This is a genomic window from Pseudocitrobacter sp. CD920760, assembly GCF_057782505.1.
In genome coordinates this window covers 1,243,076-1,259,085 of the sequence record NZ_CM173490.1, presented here as the reverse complement: position 1 = coordinate 1,259,085, position 16,010 = coordinate 1,243,076, and the positions used below count along the sequence as shown (strand labels likewise).

Genomic DNA, 16,010 nt, shown 5'->3' with positions numbered 1-16,010 from the left:
AAAACCATCGGGTAATCTTACTGGACCAACGTCAAACTTCCCGCCTTTAATAAATCCACATCTTTGCCATTAATTTTTGCCGTCGCATGGGTCATTTCAAAGGTCAGCTCACCACAAAACGCGTTATCCTCAATATGCAGCAATGTGGATTGACTGAGCGAATTATGTTCATATCCTTCCAGGTTGCGATTGAGCGTATTCATGCCAAACGGAGCAAACGACGCGATATCTGTCAGTACCGCGCCTTCTCGATTTTTGACGTTTAACCCCACGCGCATATTGGCAACTTCGCCAATATGGTTGGTATCAACTTGCAGATTGAGCTGGCAGGCGTAGCTATCGTTTTTACCGCCGATAAACGAGCCCACCTGTTTCAGCGTCAGCACAGGCAGTTCGTCCCTCCCCTTTTCGCGAGCCAGCTTGTCTTTTTCACAGGTGGCTAAAAAGCCGTCAACCCGCCCCACCCTGCTCTGCCCTTGATCAAAATAGTCGGCGGCCATTTTGCAGTCGGTCTGCACATATTGCCCGTTGGTGTACATCCAGGCCAGATAACGCCACGCAATGGCGCTCCCCTGCTCTTTCGCCGTATCAAAAAGCTGGAATGCTTTGGCATAATCAATATCAACCTGCTCGCCAAGATAATAAATCGCGCCGAGATTGATTAATGCATCTTTGTTACCCTGCTTCGCAGCCCGTTCATACCATTTGAGCGCTTGCTGAATATCCGGTTTAACGCCCTTCTCTCCCGTTGCATATAAAAGCCCGAGGATATTCTGGGCGCCAGACTGGCCCAGTTCCGCCGCCTTGCGATACCACTCCATTCTAAACGCGTCTTTATTGGCCACCTTAACGAACCCGGCATCATAAAGCTGGCCAACCAGAAATGTAATGTCGGGATCGTTATCTTTCGCCCAAAATTCAGCAAGATTCAATACATCTGATTTTGAGAAGCCCAGACGATTCATAAGAAGTTCATTCCCCGTATTGGCGTAACTCATCACCATCTGGAGAAAGGCAAAACGCTGGCCGGGATCTTTTATTGCCGCAGCTTTTGCCGAATAGATTTCATCGACCAGCTCATTAAGCGTTGTCGCATCAACGTGGATATCTTCTTTATTCGCTTTGTCGGCAAGCGCCTGAGCGCGGGTGGTATTCTGCGCAACGCCCTGGCCATACTGGTAAAAATAGCGCGCGCTGTAGCAGCCGTAGCGGCTATCCAGATCGCAGGCTTGCTCGTAGAAGTGGAGGGCTTTTTCGACACTGGCAGAAACTGAAACACCGTATTCATAGACAAAACCCAGCGTCATTAGCGCGTCGGGATCTTTCGCTTTCGCCAGCGCCTGCAAACCGGACAGCGCCTTGCTTTCTCCATCAGCAAGCGAGTGATAATATCCCTCAGCATCATCGGCAGCCTGGCATACCGCGGAAACTGACAATACTAAAAACAGCCAATTCCATTTATTTATCAACATCCATTCGTCCTTGAATTTATTTTTTGACGACACTTAATAGATTTTAAAAATATTTAAATAGTTTTATATTCGCCCAACTGATATTTAAACAATCAAAAGCGAGGTTAATAAACCACAGAAAAATAACACTTCTACCGATCGTAAAAGTGTATTTTCATCAAAAAATGCATTTATTTACTGGCCTGATAAAAATTAACTCACCAGCATTTCTCGTGCGCTATACAGCAAATCAAGATGATCCCGGCACAGCGCATCCAGCGACGTACGCGACTGATGACTGGTCAAACTCAACGCGCCCCAGTAGAGCCCTTCTCTGTCGGCCAGCGGTACGGCAACCACCAGCATGCCGATTTCAAATTCCTGCTCGATGGTGGCGTAGCCCTGCTGACGCACCAGCGCAATACGCGCCATCAGTTCATCAATCTCAACGGCGGTGTACGGCGTGCGGCGCTCACGCTTGATTTGCCGCAGCACCGCTTCGCACTCCGCTTCCGGCAGCGACGCCAGCCATAAACGCCCACCCGCCGTGCAGTACACCGGCACGCGCTCGCCGAGGCGCACCGATGTCGAGTTAAACGGCGTGTGCTTACTGCGCGCGATATACACCAGTTCATTTTCATCAATCACCCCCACCGACGCATGCTCTTCCGTTCGGCTGGCGATGTACTCAACGATGGGGCGCACCATACGCGGGAACTGGGCGGAATCGACGTACGCCTGCCCCAGCCGCAACGCTTTGGGCGTCAGCCAGTAGTAGCGACCATCGGTGCAGAGATAGCGTTCATGCACCAGCGTCAGGAAAAATCGCCGCGCCGCACTCTGCGTCAGGCCACTCATTTTCGCCGCCTGCGGTACCGTCAGGCGCGGATGTTCTTTGGAGAAAAGCTGAATAATCGCCAGCCCTTTTTGCAGGCCGACGATCAAATCGCGGGAATGAATCTGATTTTGCATAGTCGTTCACACTTTCGCAACAAACAAGCCCATTTACTGCGATTATCGCACTGTTAGTGCGATTAACAACCCACCTGTCCGAATTCTGCGTTGTTGGTCACCGGATCCGCTGAAATACTCAATCAACATTTGATTAACAAGTGAGATGAAAAATGGTCAGTGGATTTACGCAAATCGTGGCTGTACTCGGGCATCCCATCACACAGGTGAAATCGCCGGAAAACTTCAACCGCTACTTTGCCGATACGCAGATGGACAAAGTCATGATCCCGGTCGATATCGCCCCGGAAGCGGTTGCCGATTACCTGAATGCCCTGCGAGGGTGGCAGAACATGAGCGGCGTGCTGGTTACCGTCCCGCATAAACAGCGTGTTGCCGGCTTGCTGGACAACCTGACGCCGCGCGCGCGCCATCTCAATGCGGTGAACGTGGTCAGAAAACTGGCCGACGGGCGTCTGGAAGGCGACATGCTCGACGGCGTCGGGTTCCAGTTGGCCGCCGAAGCGCACGGTTTTGCCGCGGCGGGGAAAAGCGCATTGCTGTCCGGCTGCGGTGGCGTCGGCAGCGCGATTGCCTGGGGATTGTGTGAAGCGGGCATCAGCCACCTGGCGCTGTACGACCGGGATGACGCCACGCGTCAGCGGCTGGAAAACCGTCTGGCGACGCACTTCCCGGAAGTCCATCTCAGTGAACTGCCCTCTTCGCTTGCAGGCCTCGACCTGCTGGTCAACGGATCTCCGGCGGGGATGCAGGGATTTGATCCGCTGCCGTTGCCACAGGCCCTGCTCGATACCTTACAAAACAGCACTCACGTCGCCGATGTAGTTACCGCACCGGTGATCACCCCACTGCTGGCCTTTGCGCAAACGCGCGGCTGCACGGCGCAAACCGGCCCTGAAATGGCTCTGGCGCAGATGAAACTGATGGGCCAGTTTATTGGCGCAATCCCTGGTGAGCACGAGGTAGCCGCATGAAAAACTGGGATGTGATCGTTATCGGCAGCGGCGCGGCGGGCTTTGCTACAGCGGTCACGGCCTGCTGCAAAGGCTTGTCGGTGCTGATGCTGGAGAAAGCGCCGCACTTTGGCGGCACATCGGCGATTTCCGGCGGTGCGGTGTGGATCAACGACACCGACCAGGCTCGCCAGGCGGGTAAAAGTGGTTCACCGGACGCCATCAAAACCTATCTGCGCACCATCATTGGCGATGCGAATTACCGCCCGGCGCTGGTGGATGCGTTTGTGGAATCCGGACGCGAAGCGCTGGCATTCCTTGAGCAGGAAGGCGCAGTGAAATACAGCCTGCGCCCGCTTTCACCTGATTATTACCCGGATGAAGCCGGGGCGGTCGATGCGGGTCGCGCGCTGGAAGTGGTGGAATTTGACGGTCGCGAGCTGGGCGAGCACTTCAGCACTCTGCGATCTCCGCCGCCGGGGATGCTGCTGTTTGGCGGCATGATGGTCAATCGCGTCGATATTCAGCACTTCCTGGATATGCGCCGTTCGTGGACGTCGTTCCGTCACTGTTCGCGCCTGCTGCTGCGCTACGGTCGCGATCGCCTGCGTCACCCGCGCGGTACGCGTCTGGCGATGGGCAACGCGCTGATTGCGCGGATGGCGACACTGGCACTGCGCAAAGGGCTGGACCTGGCGCTGAACGTCAATGTGACCGCGTTAATCGAAGAACAGGGGCGCGTTACGGGCGTCACCCTCAAACGCGAAGGCAAAGAAGAACAGCTGCGCGCGCGCTACGGCGTGGTGCTGGCAGCAGGCGGTTTTGCTGCCGGGCAGATTGCCGCGCAGTTCCGTCCGGCCACGCAGCAACATTTCACCATGTCGCCCGCCACCAACGACGGCGCGGCATTTCAGCTGGCGGGCCGCGTCGGCGCGCAAGAAGGTGCCAATCTCCCCTCAAACTTTTTCTGGGCACCGGTATCGGTTTTACGTCACCCGGACGGCACGGAAGAGCGCTTCCCGCATCTGGTTACCGACCGCGCGAAACCGGGCGTAATTGCCGTCAATCAGCGCGGCGTTCGCTTTGTAAATGAGTCGAACTCTTACCACCACTTCGCCAGCGCGATGCAGCAGCAGCCGGAAAACGCGCCCTGCTATCTGATTGGTGATGCCCTGGCGATGAAAAATTACGGTCTTGGCCTCGCGCGTCCGGCCCCGGTTAATAACGACGCGCTGATCAACGCGGGATATTTGCATAAAGCCGATACCCTTGCCGCGCTCGCGCAGCAGCTCAACCTCGACCCGCAAACGCTGGAAGAGACCGTCGCGCGCTACAACCGCGATGCCGCTAACGGCACCGACAGCGAATTCCGCAAAGGCGGGAACAGCTACAACCGGGCGATGGGCGACCCGGCGCATCAACCGAACGCCTGCAACGCGCCGCTCAGTCAGGGTCCGTTCTACGCCATCACCCTTTACACCGGCGATTTAGGCACCTCGCGCGGGCTGGTCACCACCGCCGACGCGCAGGTGATGAATCAGCAAAACGAGGCCATTCCCGGCCTGTATGCGGTCGGTAATGACATGGATTCCATGATGGCGGGCACCTATCCCGGCCCCGGCATTACGCTCGGCCCGGCGCTCACCTTCGGCTATCTCGCCGCGAAACATATGGTTCAACAACAATCCCTTTAACCAGGAGAACAACATGATCTACGAAAAACGCACCTACACCATCAATCCTCTGAAAATGGCCGACTGGCTGGCGCTGTATAAGAGCGATGCGTATGCAGTGCAAACCGAGCATCTCGGCAAACTGATTGGCTTCTTCTTTACCGAAATTGGCGTGGTGAATCAGGTGGTGCATATCTGGGCGTATGAAAGCCTGGATGACCGTCTGGTTCGCCGTGGCCGCATGGCCCAGGACGAACGCTGGCTGACCTTCTCGCGTAAAAATCGCGAGCTGGCGGCGGTTGAGCGTCTGGAATCAGTGCTGATGCGCCCGACCGATTTCTCCCCGCTGCAATAAGGAGCCCGAGATGAGCAGGCAGGTAAAGGTAGATGTTCTGGTGGTCGGTTCCGGCGCAGCGGGGTTATCCGCTGCCGTCAGCGCCGCGCTGCATGGCGCGAGGGTGCTGGTCGCGGAAAAAGAGCCGGTGATTGGCGGAACCAGCGCCTGGTCCGGCGGCTGGCTGTGGATACCCCGCAATCCGCTGGCACGTGAAGAGGGCTTCAATGAAGAGGAATCCGCCCCGCTTACCTACCTGAATGCGGAGATGGATGGCCGCCCTGCCGATGCGCGCTTGCAGACATTTCTGCGCTACGGCCCGGAGATGGTCGATTTCTTTCGCTCGCATACCGCGGTGCAGTTTCTCTCCGGCAGCAAAATGCCGGATTTTCACAACTCCCCCGGCTTTGCCACCGGCGGGCGCTCGGTCACCGCACAGCCTTACGATGGACGCGGTCTGGGTGACTGGCTACACCGTTTACGCGCCCCGCTGGAGACGATCAGTCTGGCAGGCATGGGGATCGCGGGCGGTGCGGATATGGCGCATTTTTTCAATGCCACCCGTTCACCACGATCGGCGTTCTACGCCACCCGTCGCCTGCTGCGCCACAACTGGCAGCGTCTGCGCTACGGACGTGGGCAGCATCTGGTGAATGGCAATGCGCTGGTCGCGCGCCTGCTGCGCTCGGCGCTGGATGCAGACGTTCAGTTTCAGTTGAACGCCCCGGTAGCCCGATTGCTGAAGCAGAACGGGCAGATTATCGGCGCGGTGCTCGATAGCGATGAAGGCGAGATAACCGTCAGCGCTGGCGCGGTAGTGCTGGCCTGCGGCGGATTTCCGCACGATAAAGCGCGGCTGGCGCAGGAAGTGCCGCACGCGCGTCAGGGCTACGGCCACTTTTCCGCCGCGCCGCCGGGGAATCAGGGCGATGGCATCCGGCTTGGCGAAGCGGCTGGCGGTCATTTTGAGCACAATCTCAAGCACCCCATGGCCTGGGCGCCGGTATCACGCGTCACGCTGGCAAGCGGGTTGCAGCTCGCGTTCCCGCATCTCGTCGAACGTGCCAAGCCGGGGTTTATCGCCGTGTTACCCAGCGGGAAACGCTTCACCAACGAAGCCGATTCCTACCACGATTTTATCGCCGCGTTAATTGCCGCGACGCCAGAGGGTGAAAAACCGCAGGCATGGCTGCTGGCAGACCAGCGCACGCTGAGCCGTTACGGATTAGGCCACGCGCGGCCCACGCCGTTTCACGTTAAGGCGTGGCTGCGCAACGGCTATTTGCAATCCGGCGAGACGCTGGAAATGCTGGCGCAAAACTGTGGGATCGATGCATCCACGCTGGTTGAAACCGTCGCGCGCTTCAACGGTTTTGCCGAACGCGGTGTGGATGAAGAGTTTCAACGCGGCGCATCCGCCTACAACTGCGCGCAGGGTGATGCCACGCATCAACCCAGCCCGACGCTGGGCGCGATAAAACAGGGGCCGTATTACGCCGTGCGCATTCTGCCCGGTTCGCTGGGCTCGTTCAGCGGCCTGCTGACCGATGAACATGCGCAGGTGTTGAACGACCAACATCAGCCCATCCCCGGCCTGTACGCCGTGGGGAACGATATGTCGAGCGTCATGCAGGGGTTCTACCCCAGCGGCGGCATTACGCTTGGTCCGGCCATGACTTTCGGGTATCTGGTGGGCAAAAACCTTGCCGCAAACATAACAAAAACAGCGTAATACATCGCTTTGCCACGGAAGGCCAAAACATAACAAAAACCTTACCTGCAACTGTACTGGAGTCCCTATGAACACGCGTTCCTTGTCTCTTGCTGCACTGACGATGCTCGACGTTCCGCCACCGGAACAGGTGCGCATCGCCGCCGAAACGGGCTTTACGCACGTTGGCCTGCGCCTGCTCCCCGCCACGCCGACCGATCCTGATTACGATATGCTTGGCGACACCGCAACCGTGCGCGAAACCCTTGCTGCGCTGCGGGAAACGGGGGTTCGCGTATCGGACGTGGAGATTGTACGTTTAACGCCAGATTTCAATCTTGACGCCCTGCTTCCCTTCCTGGAAACCTCCGCGCGTCTGGAAGCACAGCAGGTGCTGGTCGCCGGAAATGACGACAACGTTGCCCGCTGCGCGGAGAATCTGGCGCGCCTGGCGCAGGCCGGGAAACAGTACGGCCTGACCATGAACCTCGAACCGATGCCGTGGACGGCGGTGAAAACCGTACGTGACGCGCAGACGTTGATTACCGCCAGCGGGCAGAACAACGTCGGCATTCTGGTCGATGCGATTCACTTCTGGCGGGCGGGGGAATCGTTGACCACGCTGGCTGACATTCCGGCTGCCCAGTTGAACTATATGCAGCTATGCGATGCCCCTGCACAAATCCCTGACACCACCGATGAGCTGATTTACCAGGCGCGCAGCGCACGAAAAGTGCCGGGCGAAGGCGGCCTCGATTTACGCGGTTTGCTGGCGGCGTTGCCTGCCACAATCCCCGTTTCTCTCGAAGTTCCGCTGGCGGGCGCACAAGGTGCCCTTCCCGCCCAACAACGCGCACAGCTGCTGTTTAACGCCGCGCAGTCCTTCCTGTGAATCACTCACCCGAGGAATCGTTATGGCTCAGACTCAACGCCTGGACGTCAGAGAGTTAATTAACACCCAGCCGCTCAGCCGCTATCAGAAGCTGGTGATTTTTTTAGGGTTTGCCGTAATTGCGCTGGACGGTTTTGATATCGCCATCATGGGATTTATCGCCCCGGTGCTGAAACAGGAATGGGGCGTCAGCAACCATGAACTGGGCTTTGTGATCAGCACCGCGCTGATTGGCCTGGCGCTGGGGGCGATGTTCTCCGGCCCGCTCGCCGACTGGCTGGGGCGCAAGAAGATAATCATTAACAGCGTCTTCTTCTTCGGTTTCTGGACCGTCGCCACCGCCTTTTCGCAGAACATCGAACAGATGATTTTCTTCCGCTTTATGACCGGGTTGGGCCTCGGTGCCGCGATGCCCAATATCAGTACGCTGGTCTCGGAATATGCGCCTGAACGTAAGCGCTCGTTCATCATTACGGTAATTTTCTGCGGTTTCACCTTCGGGGCGGCGATTGGCGGCTTTACCGCGTCATGGCTAATCCCAATGTACGGCTGGCATTCACTGATGGCGCTGGGCGGCATTTTGCCGCTGCTGTTTGTGCCGATTCTGTTGTGGAAGCTGCCGGAGTCCGTGCGTTTTCTGGTGATCAAGCAAGCCCCCGCCGGGCAGATTTGCGCGATCCTCCAGCGGCTCTATCCGGGCCAGATAGCCGATAACGTCAGTTTTGTTTTGCCGACACAGCCCGTCAGCGGCAACGCAATGCGCATTGTGCTCTCACCGCAATACCGCTTCGGCACGCTGATGCTCTGGCTCATCTACTTTATGGGGCTGTTTCTGGTTTACATCCTCGGTAGCTGGCTGCCTACGCTGGTGAAAGAGATTGGTCTCACCGTTAGCCAGGCGGCAATTATGACCGCCATCTATCAGGCGGGCGGCACAGTGGGCTCACTGTTTGCCGGGTGGCTGATGGACCGCATTAACCCACATCGGGCGCTGGGAGCCATTTTTGCGGTTGGCGGGCTGGTGACGATGGCAATTGGTTTTGCGGCCGCCAGCTTCACGCTACTGTGCCTGCTGGCGCTGATTAGCGGCGCCTGCCTGAACGGTGCGAATACCGGCATGAACGCGCTCTCTGCGAGATTTTATCCCACCCAGGCGCGCGCCACCGGTTCAAGCTGGATGCACGGCGTCGGGCGTATCGGGGCGATCCTCAGCGCCTTTGCCGGGGCTGAAATGCTGGCGATGGACCTCAAATTTGAAACCGTCTTCCTGCTGCTGGGAATTCCGGCGCTGCTCACCGTGCTGGGCGTCGCGGCAAAAGGCTGGTTTGCCTCGGGCCAACCCGACCATGTTCCTCCCGTTACCTCTTCGCTCAGGAGCCCATCATGAATCCGACAAGACTCGCCGTGATCGGCGCGGGCGCCATCGGGCGCAAACATATCGAGGTTATTCAGCATGCGTCAGACGCCACGCTGGTGGCGCTTGCCGATCCCTCTGAACAGGCGCGGGAACTGGCCACTGAACTCGGCGTTGCGTGGTTTGCTGACGTCGAGGAAATGCTCGATGAAATCAGGCCAGACGGGGTGATTAACGCCACGCCAAACACCCTGCATGTACCCTGCGCGCTGGCCTGCGTAACACGCGGTATTCCGGTGCTGGTGGAAAAACCGGTGGCAGAATCCCCTGAGCGCGCACGTGAACTGGTGGACGCAGCGCTTGCGCACAACGTGCCGGTATTAGTTGGCCATCATCGCCGCCATAACGCCCTGACGGCGGCAGCGAAAACACTCATCGATAGCGGCAAACTCGGCAAAATTGTCGCTGTTTCCGCCCACTGGATACTGCAAAAACCGGACGACTATTTTGACGTGAGCTGGCGACGCGAGCTCGGCGCGGGGCCGCTGCTGGTCAACCTGGTGCACGATATCGATCTGATGCGCTATCTGCTGGGCGAAATTGAAGAGGTACAGGCGATGGCCTCCAGCGAAACGCGAGGCTTTGCCAACGAGGACAGCGCGGTGGTGAATTTGCGTTTCGCACGCGGCACGCTGGGCAGCGCGGTGTTAAGCGATTGCAGCGTCAGCCCATGGAGCTGGGAGATGAACTCGGCGGAGAACCCGATTTACGCGCATACGCCGGAAAACTGCTACCTGATTTCCGGCACGCAGGGCGCGCTGGCGATACCGCAGATGCGCTGGTGGCGCTACGGCGAGAAAAGCGGCTGGCACGAGCCGCTTATCAGTGAAACGTTGCACATAGACGCCATCGACCCATTTATCCTGCAACTGAACCACTTTATTGCCGTCATTCGCGGCGAGGCGACGCCTATTATCGACGCCGCCGATGCACTGCGATCGCTGGAGGTGATCGACGAGATTCGCCAGGCAATTTGACCTTCAGACCAGGGCCCCGCGCAGGGGCCTTTTTCTATACAGCACAAATAATTCACGAATGTAATATTTGCTCATTAACACTCTGTTTACCCTGCCTGCGCTCCGCACTACACTATGGGGCGATTAATAATGAGGTGGGAATGAACGATTACAAAATGACGCCGGGTGAATTGCGCGCCACCTGGGGTTTAGGGACCGTATTTTCGTTGCGCATGCTCGGCATGTTTATGGTCCTGCCGGTTCTGACCACATACGGTATGGCTCTGCAAGGCGCAAGCGAAGCGCTAATTGGCCTGGCGATTGGTATTTACGGACTGGCGCAGGCCGTTTTCCAGATCCCCTTTGGTTTACTCTCCGACCGCATTGGCCGCAAGCCGCTGATTATTGGCGGGCTGATGATTTTTGTCGCCGGTAGCGTGATTGCCGCGCTCTCAGACTCCATTTGGGGCATTATTCTTGGGCGCGCCTTGCAAGGTTCCGGGGCGATCGCCGCCGCCGTAATGGCGCTGCTCTCCGACCTCACCCGCGAGCAGAACCGCACCAAAGCAATGGCGTTTATCGGCGTGAGTTTTGGCGTCACCTTCGCGATCGCCATGGTATTAGGGCCGATTATCACCCACAAGCTGGGCCTGCACGCGCTGTTCTGGATGATCGCCATCCTCGCGTCGCTGGCCATTCTACTGACGCTGTGGGTAGTACCAAACAGTCATAATCACACGCTGAACCGCGAATCGGGCATGGTAAAAGGCTGCTTTAGCAAAGTGCTAATGGAGCCAAAACTGCTGCGCCTGAACTTCGGCATTATGTGTTTGCACATTCTGCTGATGTCTACCTTTGTCGCCCTGCCGGGCCAGCTGGAAGCGGTAGGTTTCCCGGCCCCCGAGCACTGGAAAATCTATCTGGTCACCATGCTGGTCTCGTTTATCGCCGTGGTGCCGTTTATTATTTATGCCGAAGTGAAGCGCAAAATGAAGCGCGTGTTTCTGCTGTGTATCGCCCTGCTGCTGATTGCAGAAATTGTGCTGTGGGGTTCCGGCAACGACTTCTGGGCGCTGGTGGCAGGCGTGCAGATTTTCTTCCTCGCCTTTAACCTGATGGAAGCGCTGCTACCGTCACTGATCAGTAAAGAGTCTCCGGCGGGCTACAAAGGCACGGCGATGGGTATTTACTCCACCAGCCAGTTCCTCGGCGTGGCGATTGGCGGCTCGCTGGGCGGCTGGATTGACGGCTTCTTCGATTCGCAAACCGTGTTCCTGGCGGGTGCACTGCTGGCGACAATCTGGATGCTGGTCGCCATCACCATGAGCGAACCGGCTTATGTCAGCAGTTTACGCATTGAAATTCCCGACGGCGTCGAGGTTGATGATGCCCTGAAGGCGCGGCTGTTGGCGAAAGAAGGGATTAAAGAGGTGCTGCTGGTGGGTGATGAGCGCTCGGCTTACGTTAAAATCGACAGCAAAGTGACCAACCGGTTTGAGGTGGAGCAGGCTATCATCGCCTGAGCCTGAAATGCCCGATGGCGCTACGCTTATCGGGCCTACGGTAACAGCATAACATCCCCGTAGGCCGGATAAGGCGAAGCCGCCATCCGGCAATACAGATTAATCGCGGAAGTTTTTAAACTGGAACGGCTGGCCTAAATCGCCGCCGCGCACCAGTGCCATTACCGCCTGCAAATCATCACGGGATTTCCCGGTCACGCGAATCTCTTCGCCCTGAATTTGCGTCTGCACTTTCAGCTTGCTGTCTTTGATGAGCTTAACGATTTTCTTCTGAATCGCGCTCTCAATCCCCTGCTTCAGCTTCGCTTCCACAAACCAGGTTTTTCCGCTGTGCACAAACTCTTCCGGCACATCAAGAGACGTCCCTTCAATGCCGCGCTTGAGCAGTTTGGCGCGCAGAATATCCAGCAGCTGGTTGACCTGGAAATCAGACTCACTCAGCACTTTGATGGTTTTATTCGCATCGTTCAGTTCGATTTTCGCTTCTACGCCGCGAAAATCGAAACGTGATTCAACTTCACGCGCCGCGTTATCCACGCCGTTGCGTGCTTCCTGAAGATCAACTTCAGAGACAATATCGAAAGATGGCATCTTTTCCTCTCCCTCAGTGACTTTTGCGTTGCATAATACCTGCAACGCGGCATAACTCAACTTGTTATCCCCGAAAGCTTAGCGCCTCAGGCTATAATTTGGGTGTCAACGCCGTTCAGGAGGCAGTGTGAAAATTACAGTACTAGGATGTGGCGCGCTGGGCCAGCTATGGCTCACGGCGTTATTTAAAAAAGGATTTGATGTTCAGGGCTGGCTACGCGTCCCCCAGCCTTACTGTAGCGTAAATCTGCTTGAGCTGGATGGCACGGTATTTAATCAGTCCGTTACCGCCAACGACCCCGACTTTCTGGCGCACAGCGACCTTTTGCTGGTGACGCTAAAAGCCTGGCAGGTCTCCGACGCGGTAAAAACGCTGGCAAAGAAACTGCCGGCAACGTCCCCTATTTTGCTTATCCATAACGGCATGGGCACAGTAGAAGAGTTGAACGACGTTACGCAGCCGCTGCTGCTGGGTGCAACCACGCAGGCCGCCCGCCGGGATGGCAACATCATCATTCACGTCGCCAACGGCACCACGCACATTGGCCCGGCCAAACACTACGACCGCGATTACAGCCATCTGGCGGTTACCCTACAGGACGTTCTGCCCGATGTCGCCTGGCACGATAACATCCACTCGGCGATGTGGCGCAAGCTGGCGGTAAACTGCGTGATTAACCCATTGACCGCGCTGATGAACTGCCCGAACGGAGAACTGAGCCAGCATTTACCGCAGGTTGAGCTTATCTGCGCGGAAGTCGCGCATACCATGGCGAGGGAAGGCATTCATACTTCGACGGAAAATCTGCTATTTTACGTCACCCAGGTGATTGAACGCACAGGAGAAAATATCTCCTCCATGCTTCAGGATGTTCGGGCGCTGCGACACACGGAAATCGACTATATCACCGGTTACCTGCTCCGACGCGCCCGCTCCCACGGCCTTAGCTTGCCGGAAAACACCCGCCTGTATGAACAGATTAAACGTAAGGAGAGTGAATATGAGCGCGTCGGCACTGATTTGCCTCGCACCTGGTAGTGAAGAGACGGAAGCCGTCACCACGATCGACCTGCTGGTTCGCGGCGGCATTAACGTCACCACGGCAAGCGTCGCCAGCGATGGCAACCTGACTATCGTCTGCTCGCGCGGCGTGAAGCTGCTGGCCGATGCCCCGCTGGTGGAAGTCGCCGATGGCGATTACGACATCATCATCCTGCCGGGTGGCATTAAAGGCGCAGAGTGCTTCCGCGATAGCCCGCTGCTGGTTGAAACCGTGCGTCAGTTCCATCTCTCCGGGCGGATTGTGGCCGCAATTTGCGCCGCTCCCGCCACCGTACTGGTACCGCACGATCTCTTCCCTGTCGGCAATATGACCGGCTTCCCGACGCTAAAAGATCAGATCCCGGAAGATCAGTGGATGGACAGACGCGTCGCGTGGGATCCGCGTGTAAACCTGCTCACCAGCCAGGGGCCTGGCACCTCGATTGATTTTGGCCTGAAGATTATCGACCTACTGGTTGGGCGTGAAAAAGCCCATGAAGTTGCCTCACAGCTGGTGATGGCGGCGGGGATTTATAACTACTACGAGTAACCCGTTTGAAATGCCCGATGGCGCTGCGCTTATCGGGCCTACCGGGTAGCCTGGGTATCTTGTAGGTCGGATAAGGCGCAGCCGCCATCCGACACTCCCAAACCGCAGCCATAAAAAAACCTCGCATCGCGAGGTTTCAGATTGCTGACAAAGTGCGCGCTGTTCTTGCCGGATGCGGCGTAAACGCCTTATCCGGCCTACAAAACACCGCAAATTCAATATGTTGCAGAAAACTTGTAGGCCTGATAAGCGTAGCGCATCAGGCAATGTTGCGTTTGTTATCAATCTCAACCTCGCATCGCGAGGTTTTTTCTTCAGCAATAACCATGCACTTACGGGCGATAGACCTTCACATTGGCAAAGCCCTGCTCGCGCAGGTAAAGCGCCTGCAGGCGGCTCATTACGCCGCGCTCGCACCACAGCAGGTAGTTTTTGCTCTGGTCGAGGTTGCCGAACTGGGTGCTCAGCTTGTAGAACGGCAGAGAAGCAATTTCCACGCCTTCCACTTTCAGCGGTTTGTCATCCTGCTCATCAACGGAACGAATATCCAGAATCACATCGTTGTCGCCAAAACCGCTGACGGTTTCGACTTCCACCACTGCCTGCTCGGTCTGCTGCGCAATTTCACGGATGTCGAGGTTGTTGGCATTCGCCACCACGTCATCGAGAATGCTGAAATCGAAGTGCTCTTCTTCCGCTTCGATTTTCGCCTTCACCGCTTTGATCGTCGGGCTTTTCGAGATCACGCCGCAATATTCCGGCATGGTACGCGCAAAGTCTTCGGTACCGATTTCACGCGCCAGATTGATGATGTGCTCTTTATCGTGGGAGATCAGCGGGCGCAGAATCAACGTATCGGAAACATTATCAATCAAACGCAGGTTGGTCAGCGTCTGGCTGGAAACCTGGCCCAGTGCTTCACCGGTGACCAGCGCCTGTACGCCGTAGCGTTCAGCCACTTTCGACGCCGCACGGACCATCATGCGTTTCAGTACTACGCCCATCTGGCCATCGTCGATTTTTTCGAGGATTTCACCAACCACCGGTTCGAAGTTAATGGCGACAAAACGCACACGGTGGGAGCTGCCGAAGCGGTTCCACAGGTAATGCGCCACCTGACGAACGCCGATTTCATGCGCCGCACCGCCAAGGTTAAAGAAGCAGTAATGGACGCGACAGCCGCGACGCATCAGCATGTAGCTGGAAACGCCGGAGTCGAAGCCGCCGGAAATCAGCGACAGCACATCTTCCTGGGTACCGATCGGGAAACCGCCGATACCTTCATAACGGCCTTTCACCAGCAGCAGGCGATCGTTTTCTATTTCCAGGTTAACGGTGACGTCCGGGTTGGTCAGCTTCACTTTCGCCGATTCAACGTGCTGATTCAGGCCGCCGCCGACGTAGCGTTCGATCTCAATCGAGGTGAATTCGTGTTTACCACGACGTTTCACGCGCACGCAGAAGGTTTTACCTTCAATTTGATCGCGGTACTGCACCAGCGCTTTTTCAAAGATGTCATGCAGCGAGGTGAACGGCACATCTTCAACTTCAAGAATATGGTGGATGCCCGGAATACGGGTCAGAGCGTCACGGATATCCAGGCGTTGATTTTCATCTTTCGCGCGGACTTCGATGTGATCCCAGTGACGAACAACGGCAAGCGTCTCGTCATAATGCTTTAGAACGTTACGAATGTTCCCGGTTAAAATTTTAATAAAGCGCAACCGCACAGATTGGCTTTTGATGGTGATTTCCGGGAACAATTTAATGATAAACTTCATGGCGGCAATGGTTCGTTGGCAAGCCCGATGCGGGCTGTAGGTAAAATTTGTACTGCAGCGCACCGGGGTACCTGCATCCAGGTCGCGGAGTATACCATCTTCGAGGTTAAGCTGCGCGCTTTCCCATATACCATTGTGTGTTATTTGATTCAGGACGCGACTGGGCT

The 16,010-nt window shown here is 56.7% G+C and carries 14 protein-coding genes; 10 read left to right on the top strand and 4 right to left on the bottom strand.

Annotated elements, in window-relative coordinates:
- Positions 1-17: 17 nt before the first annotated feature.
- Together AC1MKH_RS05605 and AC1MKH_RS05600 are read right to left on the bottom strand one after the other, a co-directional pair.
- Entirely contained in the window at positions 18-1,472 is a 1,455-nt protein-coding gene (locus AC1MKH_RS05605) for a sel1 repeat family protein (RefSeq protein ID WP_276222276.1), read from the bottom strand.
- 192 nt (positions 1,473-1,664) lie between these two features.
- On the bottom strand, positions 1,665-2,423 hold the full coding sequence (locus AC1MKH_RS05600) for an IclR family transcriptional regulator domain-containing protein (RefSeq protein WP_276222275.1): 759 nt from the start codon (positions 2,421-2,423) through the stop codon (positions 1,665-1,667).
- Between the two features lie 152 nt (positions 2,424-2,575).
- Here AC1MKH_RS05600 and AC1MKH_RS05595 point away from each other — a divergent pair, with 152 nt between their 5' ends.
- The 8 genes from AC1MKH_RS05595 to AC1MKH_RS05560 all read left to right on the top strand — a co-directional run bounded on the left by AC1MKH_RS05595 (position 2,576) and on the right by AC1MKH_RS05560 (position 11,879).
- Positions 2,576-3,397, top strand: a complete 822-nt coding sequence (locus AC1MKH_RS05595; RefSeq protein ID WP_276222272.1) for a shikimate dehydrogenase family protein — start codon at positions 2,576-2,578, stop codon at positions 3,395-3,397.
- Positions 3,394-5,070, top strand: coding sequence for an FAD-dependent oxidoreductase (locus AC1MKH_RS05590; protein ID WP_276222270.1), 1,677 nt, complete (start codon positions 3,394-3,396; stop codon positions 5,068-5,070). Before AC1MKH_RS05595 ends, AC1MKH_RS05590 begins: the two co-directional genes overlap by 4 nt.
- A gap of 13 nt (positions 5,071-5,083) precedes the next feature.
- Entirely contained in the window at positions 5,084-5,404 is a 321-nt protein-coding gene (locus AC1MKH_RS05585; protein WP_015965584.1) for an NIPSNAP family protein, read from the top strand.
- A 10-nt stretch (positions 5,405-5,414) separates the two neighbouring features.
- Positions 5,415-7,115, top strand: a complete 1,701-nt coding sequence (locus AC1MKH_RS05580; RefSeq protein WP_276222264.1) for an FAD-dependent oxidoreductase — start codon at positions 5,415-5,417, stop codon at positions 7,113-7,115.
- Positions 7,116-7,182: 67 nt separating this feature from the next.
- Positions 7,183-7,986 carry a sugar phosphate isomerase/epimerase family protein gene (locus AC1MKH_RS05575; RefSeq protein WP_276222262.1) on the top strand — a complete coding sequence of 268 codons (804 nt, stop codon included), beginning with the start codon at positions 7,183-7,185 and terminating at the stop codon, positions 7,984-7,986.
- Positions 7,987-8,008: 22 nt separating this feature from the next.
- Positions 8,009-9,373, top strand: a complete 1,365-nt coding sequence (locus AC1MKH_RS05570; RefSeq protein ID WP_276222260.1) for an MFS transporter — start codon at positions 8,009-8,011, stop codon at positions 9,371-9,373.
- Positions 9,370-10,377, top strand: coding sequence for a Gfo/Idh/MocA family protein (locus AC1MKH_RS05565; protein WP_327621889.1), 1,008 nt, complete (start codon positions 9,370-9,372; stop codon positions 10,375-10,377). The genes AC1MKH_RS05570 and AC1MKH_RS05565 overlap by 4 nt, the downstream gene beginning before the upstream one ends.
- A gap of 140 nt (positions 10,378-10,517) precedes the next feature.
- On the top strand, positions 10,518-11,879 hold the full coding sequence (locus tag AC1MKH_RS05560; RefSeq protein WP_276222256.1) for an MFS transporter: 1,362 nt from the start codon (positions 10,518-10,520) through the stop codon (positions 11,877-11,879).
- 99 nt (positions 11,880-11,978) lie between these two features.
- Here the strand turns inward: AC1MKH_RS05560 and AC1MKH_RS05555 are convergent, their stop codons facing one another.
- Positions 11,979-12,470 carry a YajQ family cyclic di-GMP-binding protein gene (locus tag AC1MKH_RS05555; RefSeq protein WP_015965590.1) on the bottom strand — a complete coding sequence of 164 codons (492 nt, stop codon included), beginning with the start codon at positions 12,468-12,470 and terminating at the stop codon, positions 11,979-11,981.
- A gap of 127 nt (positions 12,471-12,597) precedes the next feature.
- On the opposite strand from AC1MKH_RS05555, the gene panE reads away from it, so the two are divergent.
- Together panE and yajL are read left to right on the top strand one after the other, a co-directional pair.
- Complete coding sequence (panE, locus tag AC1MKH_RS05550) at positions 12,598-13,509, top strand: 2-dehydropantoate 2-reductase (protein WP_276222254.1); 912 nt, start codon at positions 12,598-12,600, stop codon at positions 13,507-13,509.
- Complete coding sequence (gene yajL / locus AC1MKH_RS05545) at positions 13,472-14,062, top strand: protein deglycase YajL (protein WP_276222252.1); 591 nt, start codon at positions 13,472-13,474, stop codon at positions 14,060-14,062. Before panE ends, yajL begins: the two co-directional genes overlap by 38 nt.
- A gap of 332 nt (positions 14,063-14,394) precedes the next feature.
- On the opposite strand, the gene thiI is transcribed toward yajL, so the two are convergent.
- Positions 14,395-15,843, bottom strand: coding sequence for a tRNA uracil 4-sulfurtransferase ThiI (gene thiI, locus AC1MKH_RS05540; RefSeq protein ID WP_015965598.1), 1,449 nt, complete (start codon positions 15,841-15,843; stop codon positions 14,395-14,397).
- Positions 15,844-16,010 lie beyond the last annotated feature (167 nt).

Coding starts and splice junctions, on each gene's coding strand:
- AC1MKH_RS05590 (WP_276222270.1), top strand. CDS start 3,394: ATGAAAAACTGGGATGTGATCGTTATCGGCAGCGGCGCGGCGGGCTTT.
- AC1MKH_RS05580 (WP_276222264.1), top strand. CDS start 5,415: ATGAGCAGGCAGGTAAAGGTAGATGTTCTGGTGGTCGGTTCCGGCGCA.
- AC1MKH_RS05600 (WP_276222275.1), bottom strand. CDS start 2,423: ATGCAAAATCAGATTCATTCCCGCGATTTGATCGTCGGCCTGCAAAAA.
- AC1MKH_RS05565 (WP_327621889.1), top strand. CDS start 9,370: ATGAATCCGACAAGACTCGCCGTGATCGGCGCGGGCGCCATCGGGCGC.
- AC1MKH_RS05595 (WP_276222272.1), top strand. CDS start 2,576: ATGGTCAGTGGATTTACGCAAATCGTGGCTGTACTCGGGCATCCCATC.
- thiI (WP_015965598.1), bottom strand. CDS start 15,843: ATGAAGTTTATCATTAAATTGTTCCCGGAAATCACCATCAAAAGCCAA.
- AC1MKH_RS05555 (WP_015965590.1), bottom strand. CDS start 12,470: ATGCCATCTTTCGATATTGTCTCTGAAGTTGATCTTCAGGAAGCACGC.
- AC1MKH_RS05605 (WP_276222276.1), bottom strand. CDS start 1,472: ATGTTGATAAATAAATGGAATTGGCTGTTTTTAGTATTGTCAGTTTCC.
- AC1MKH_RS05560 (WP_276222256.1), top strand. CDS start 10,518: ATGAACGATTACAAAATGACGCCGGGTGAATTGCGCGCCACCTGGGGT.
- AC1MKH_RS05585 (WP_015965584.1), top strand. CDS start 5,084: ATGATCTACGAAAAACGCACCTACACCATCAATCCTCTGAAAATGGCC.
- AC1MKH_RS05575 (WP_276222262.1), top strand. CDS start 7,183: ATGAACACGCGTTCCTTGTCTCTTGCTGCACTGACGATGCTCGACGTT.
- yajL (WP_276222252.1), top strand. CDS start 13,472: ATGAGCGCGTCGGCACTGATTTGCCTCGCACCTGGTAGTGAAGAGACG.
- AC1MKH_RS05570 (WP_276222260.1), top strand. CDS start 8,009: ATGGCTCAGACTCAACGCCTGGACGTCAGAGAGTTAATTAACACCCAG.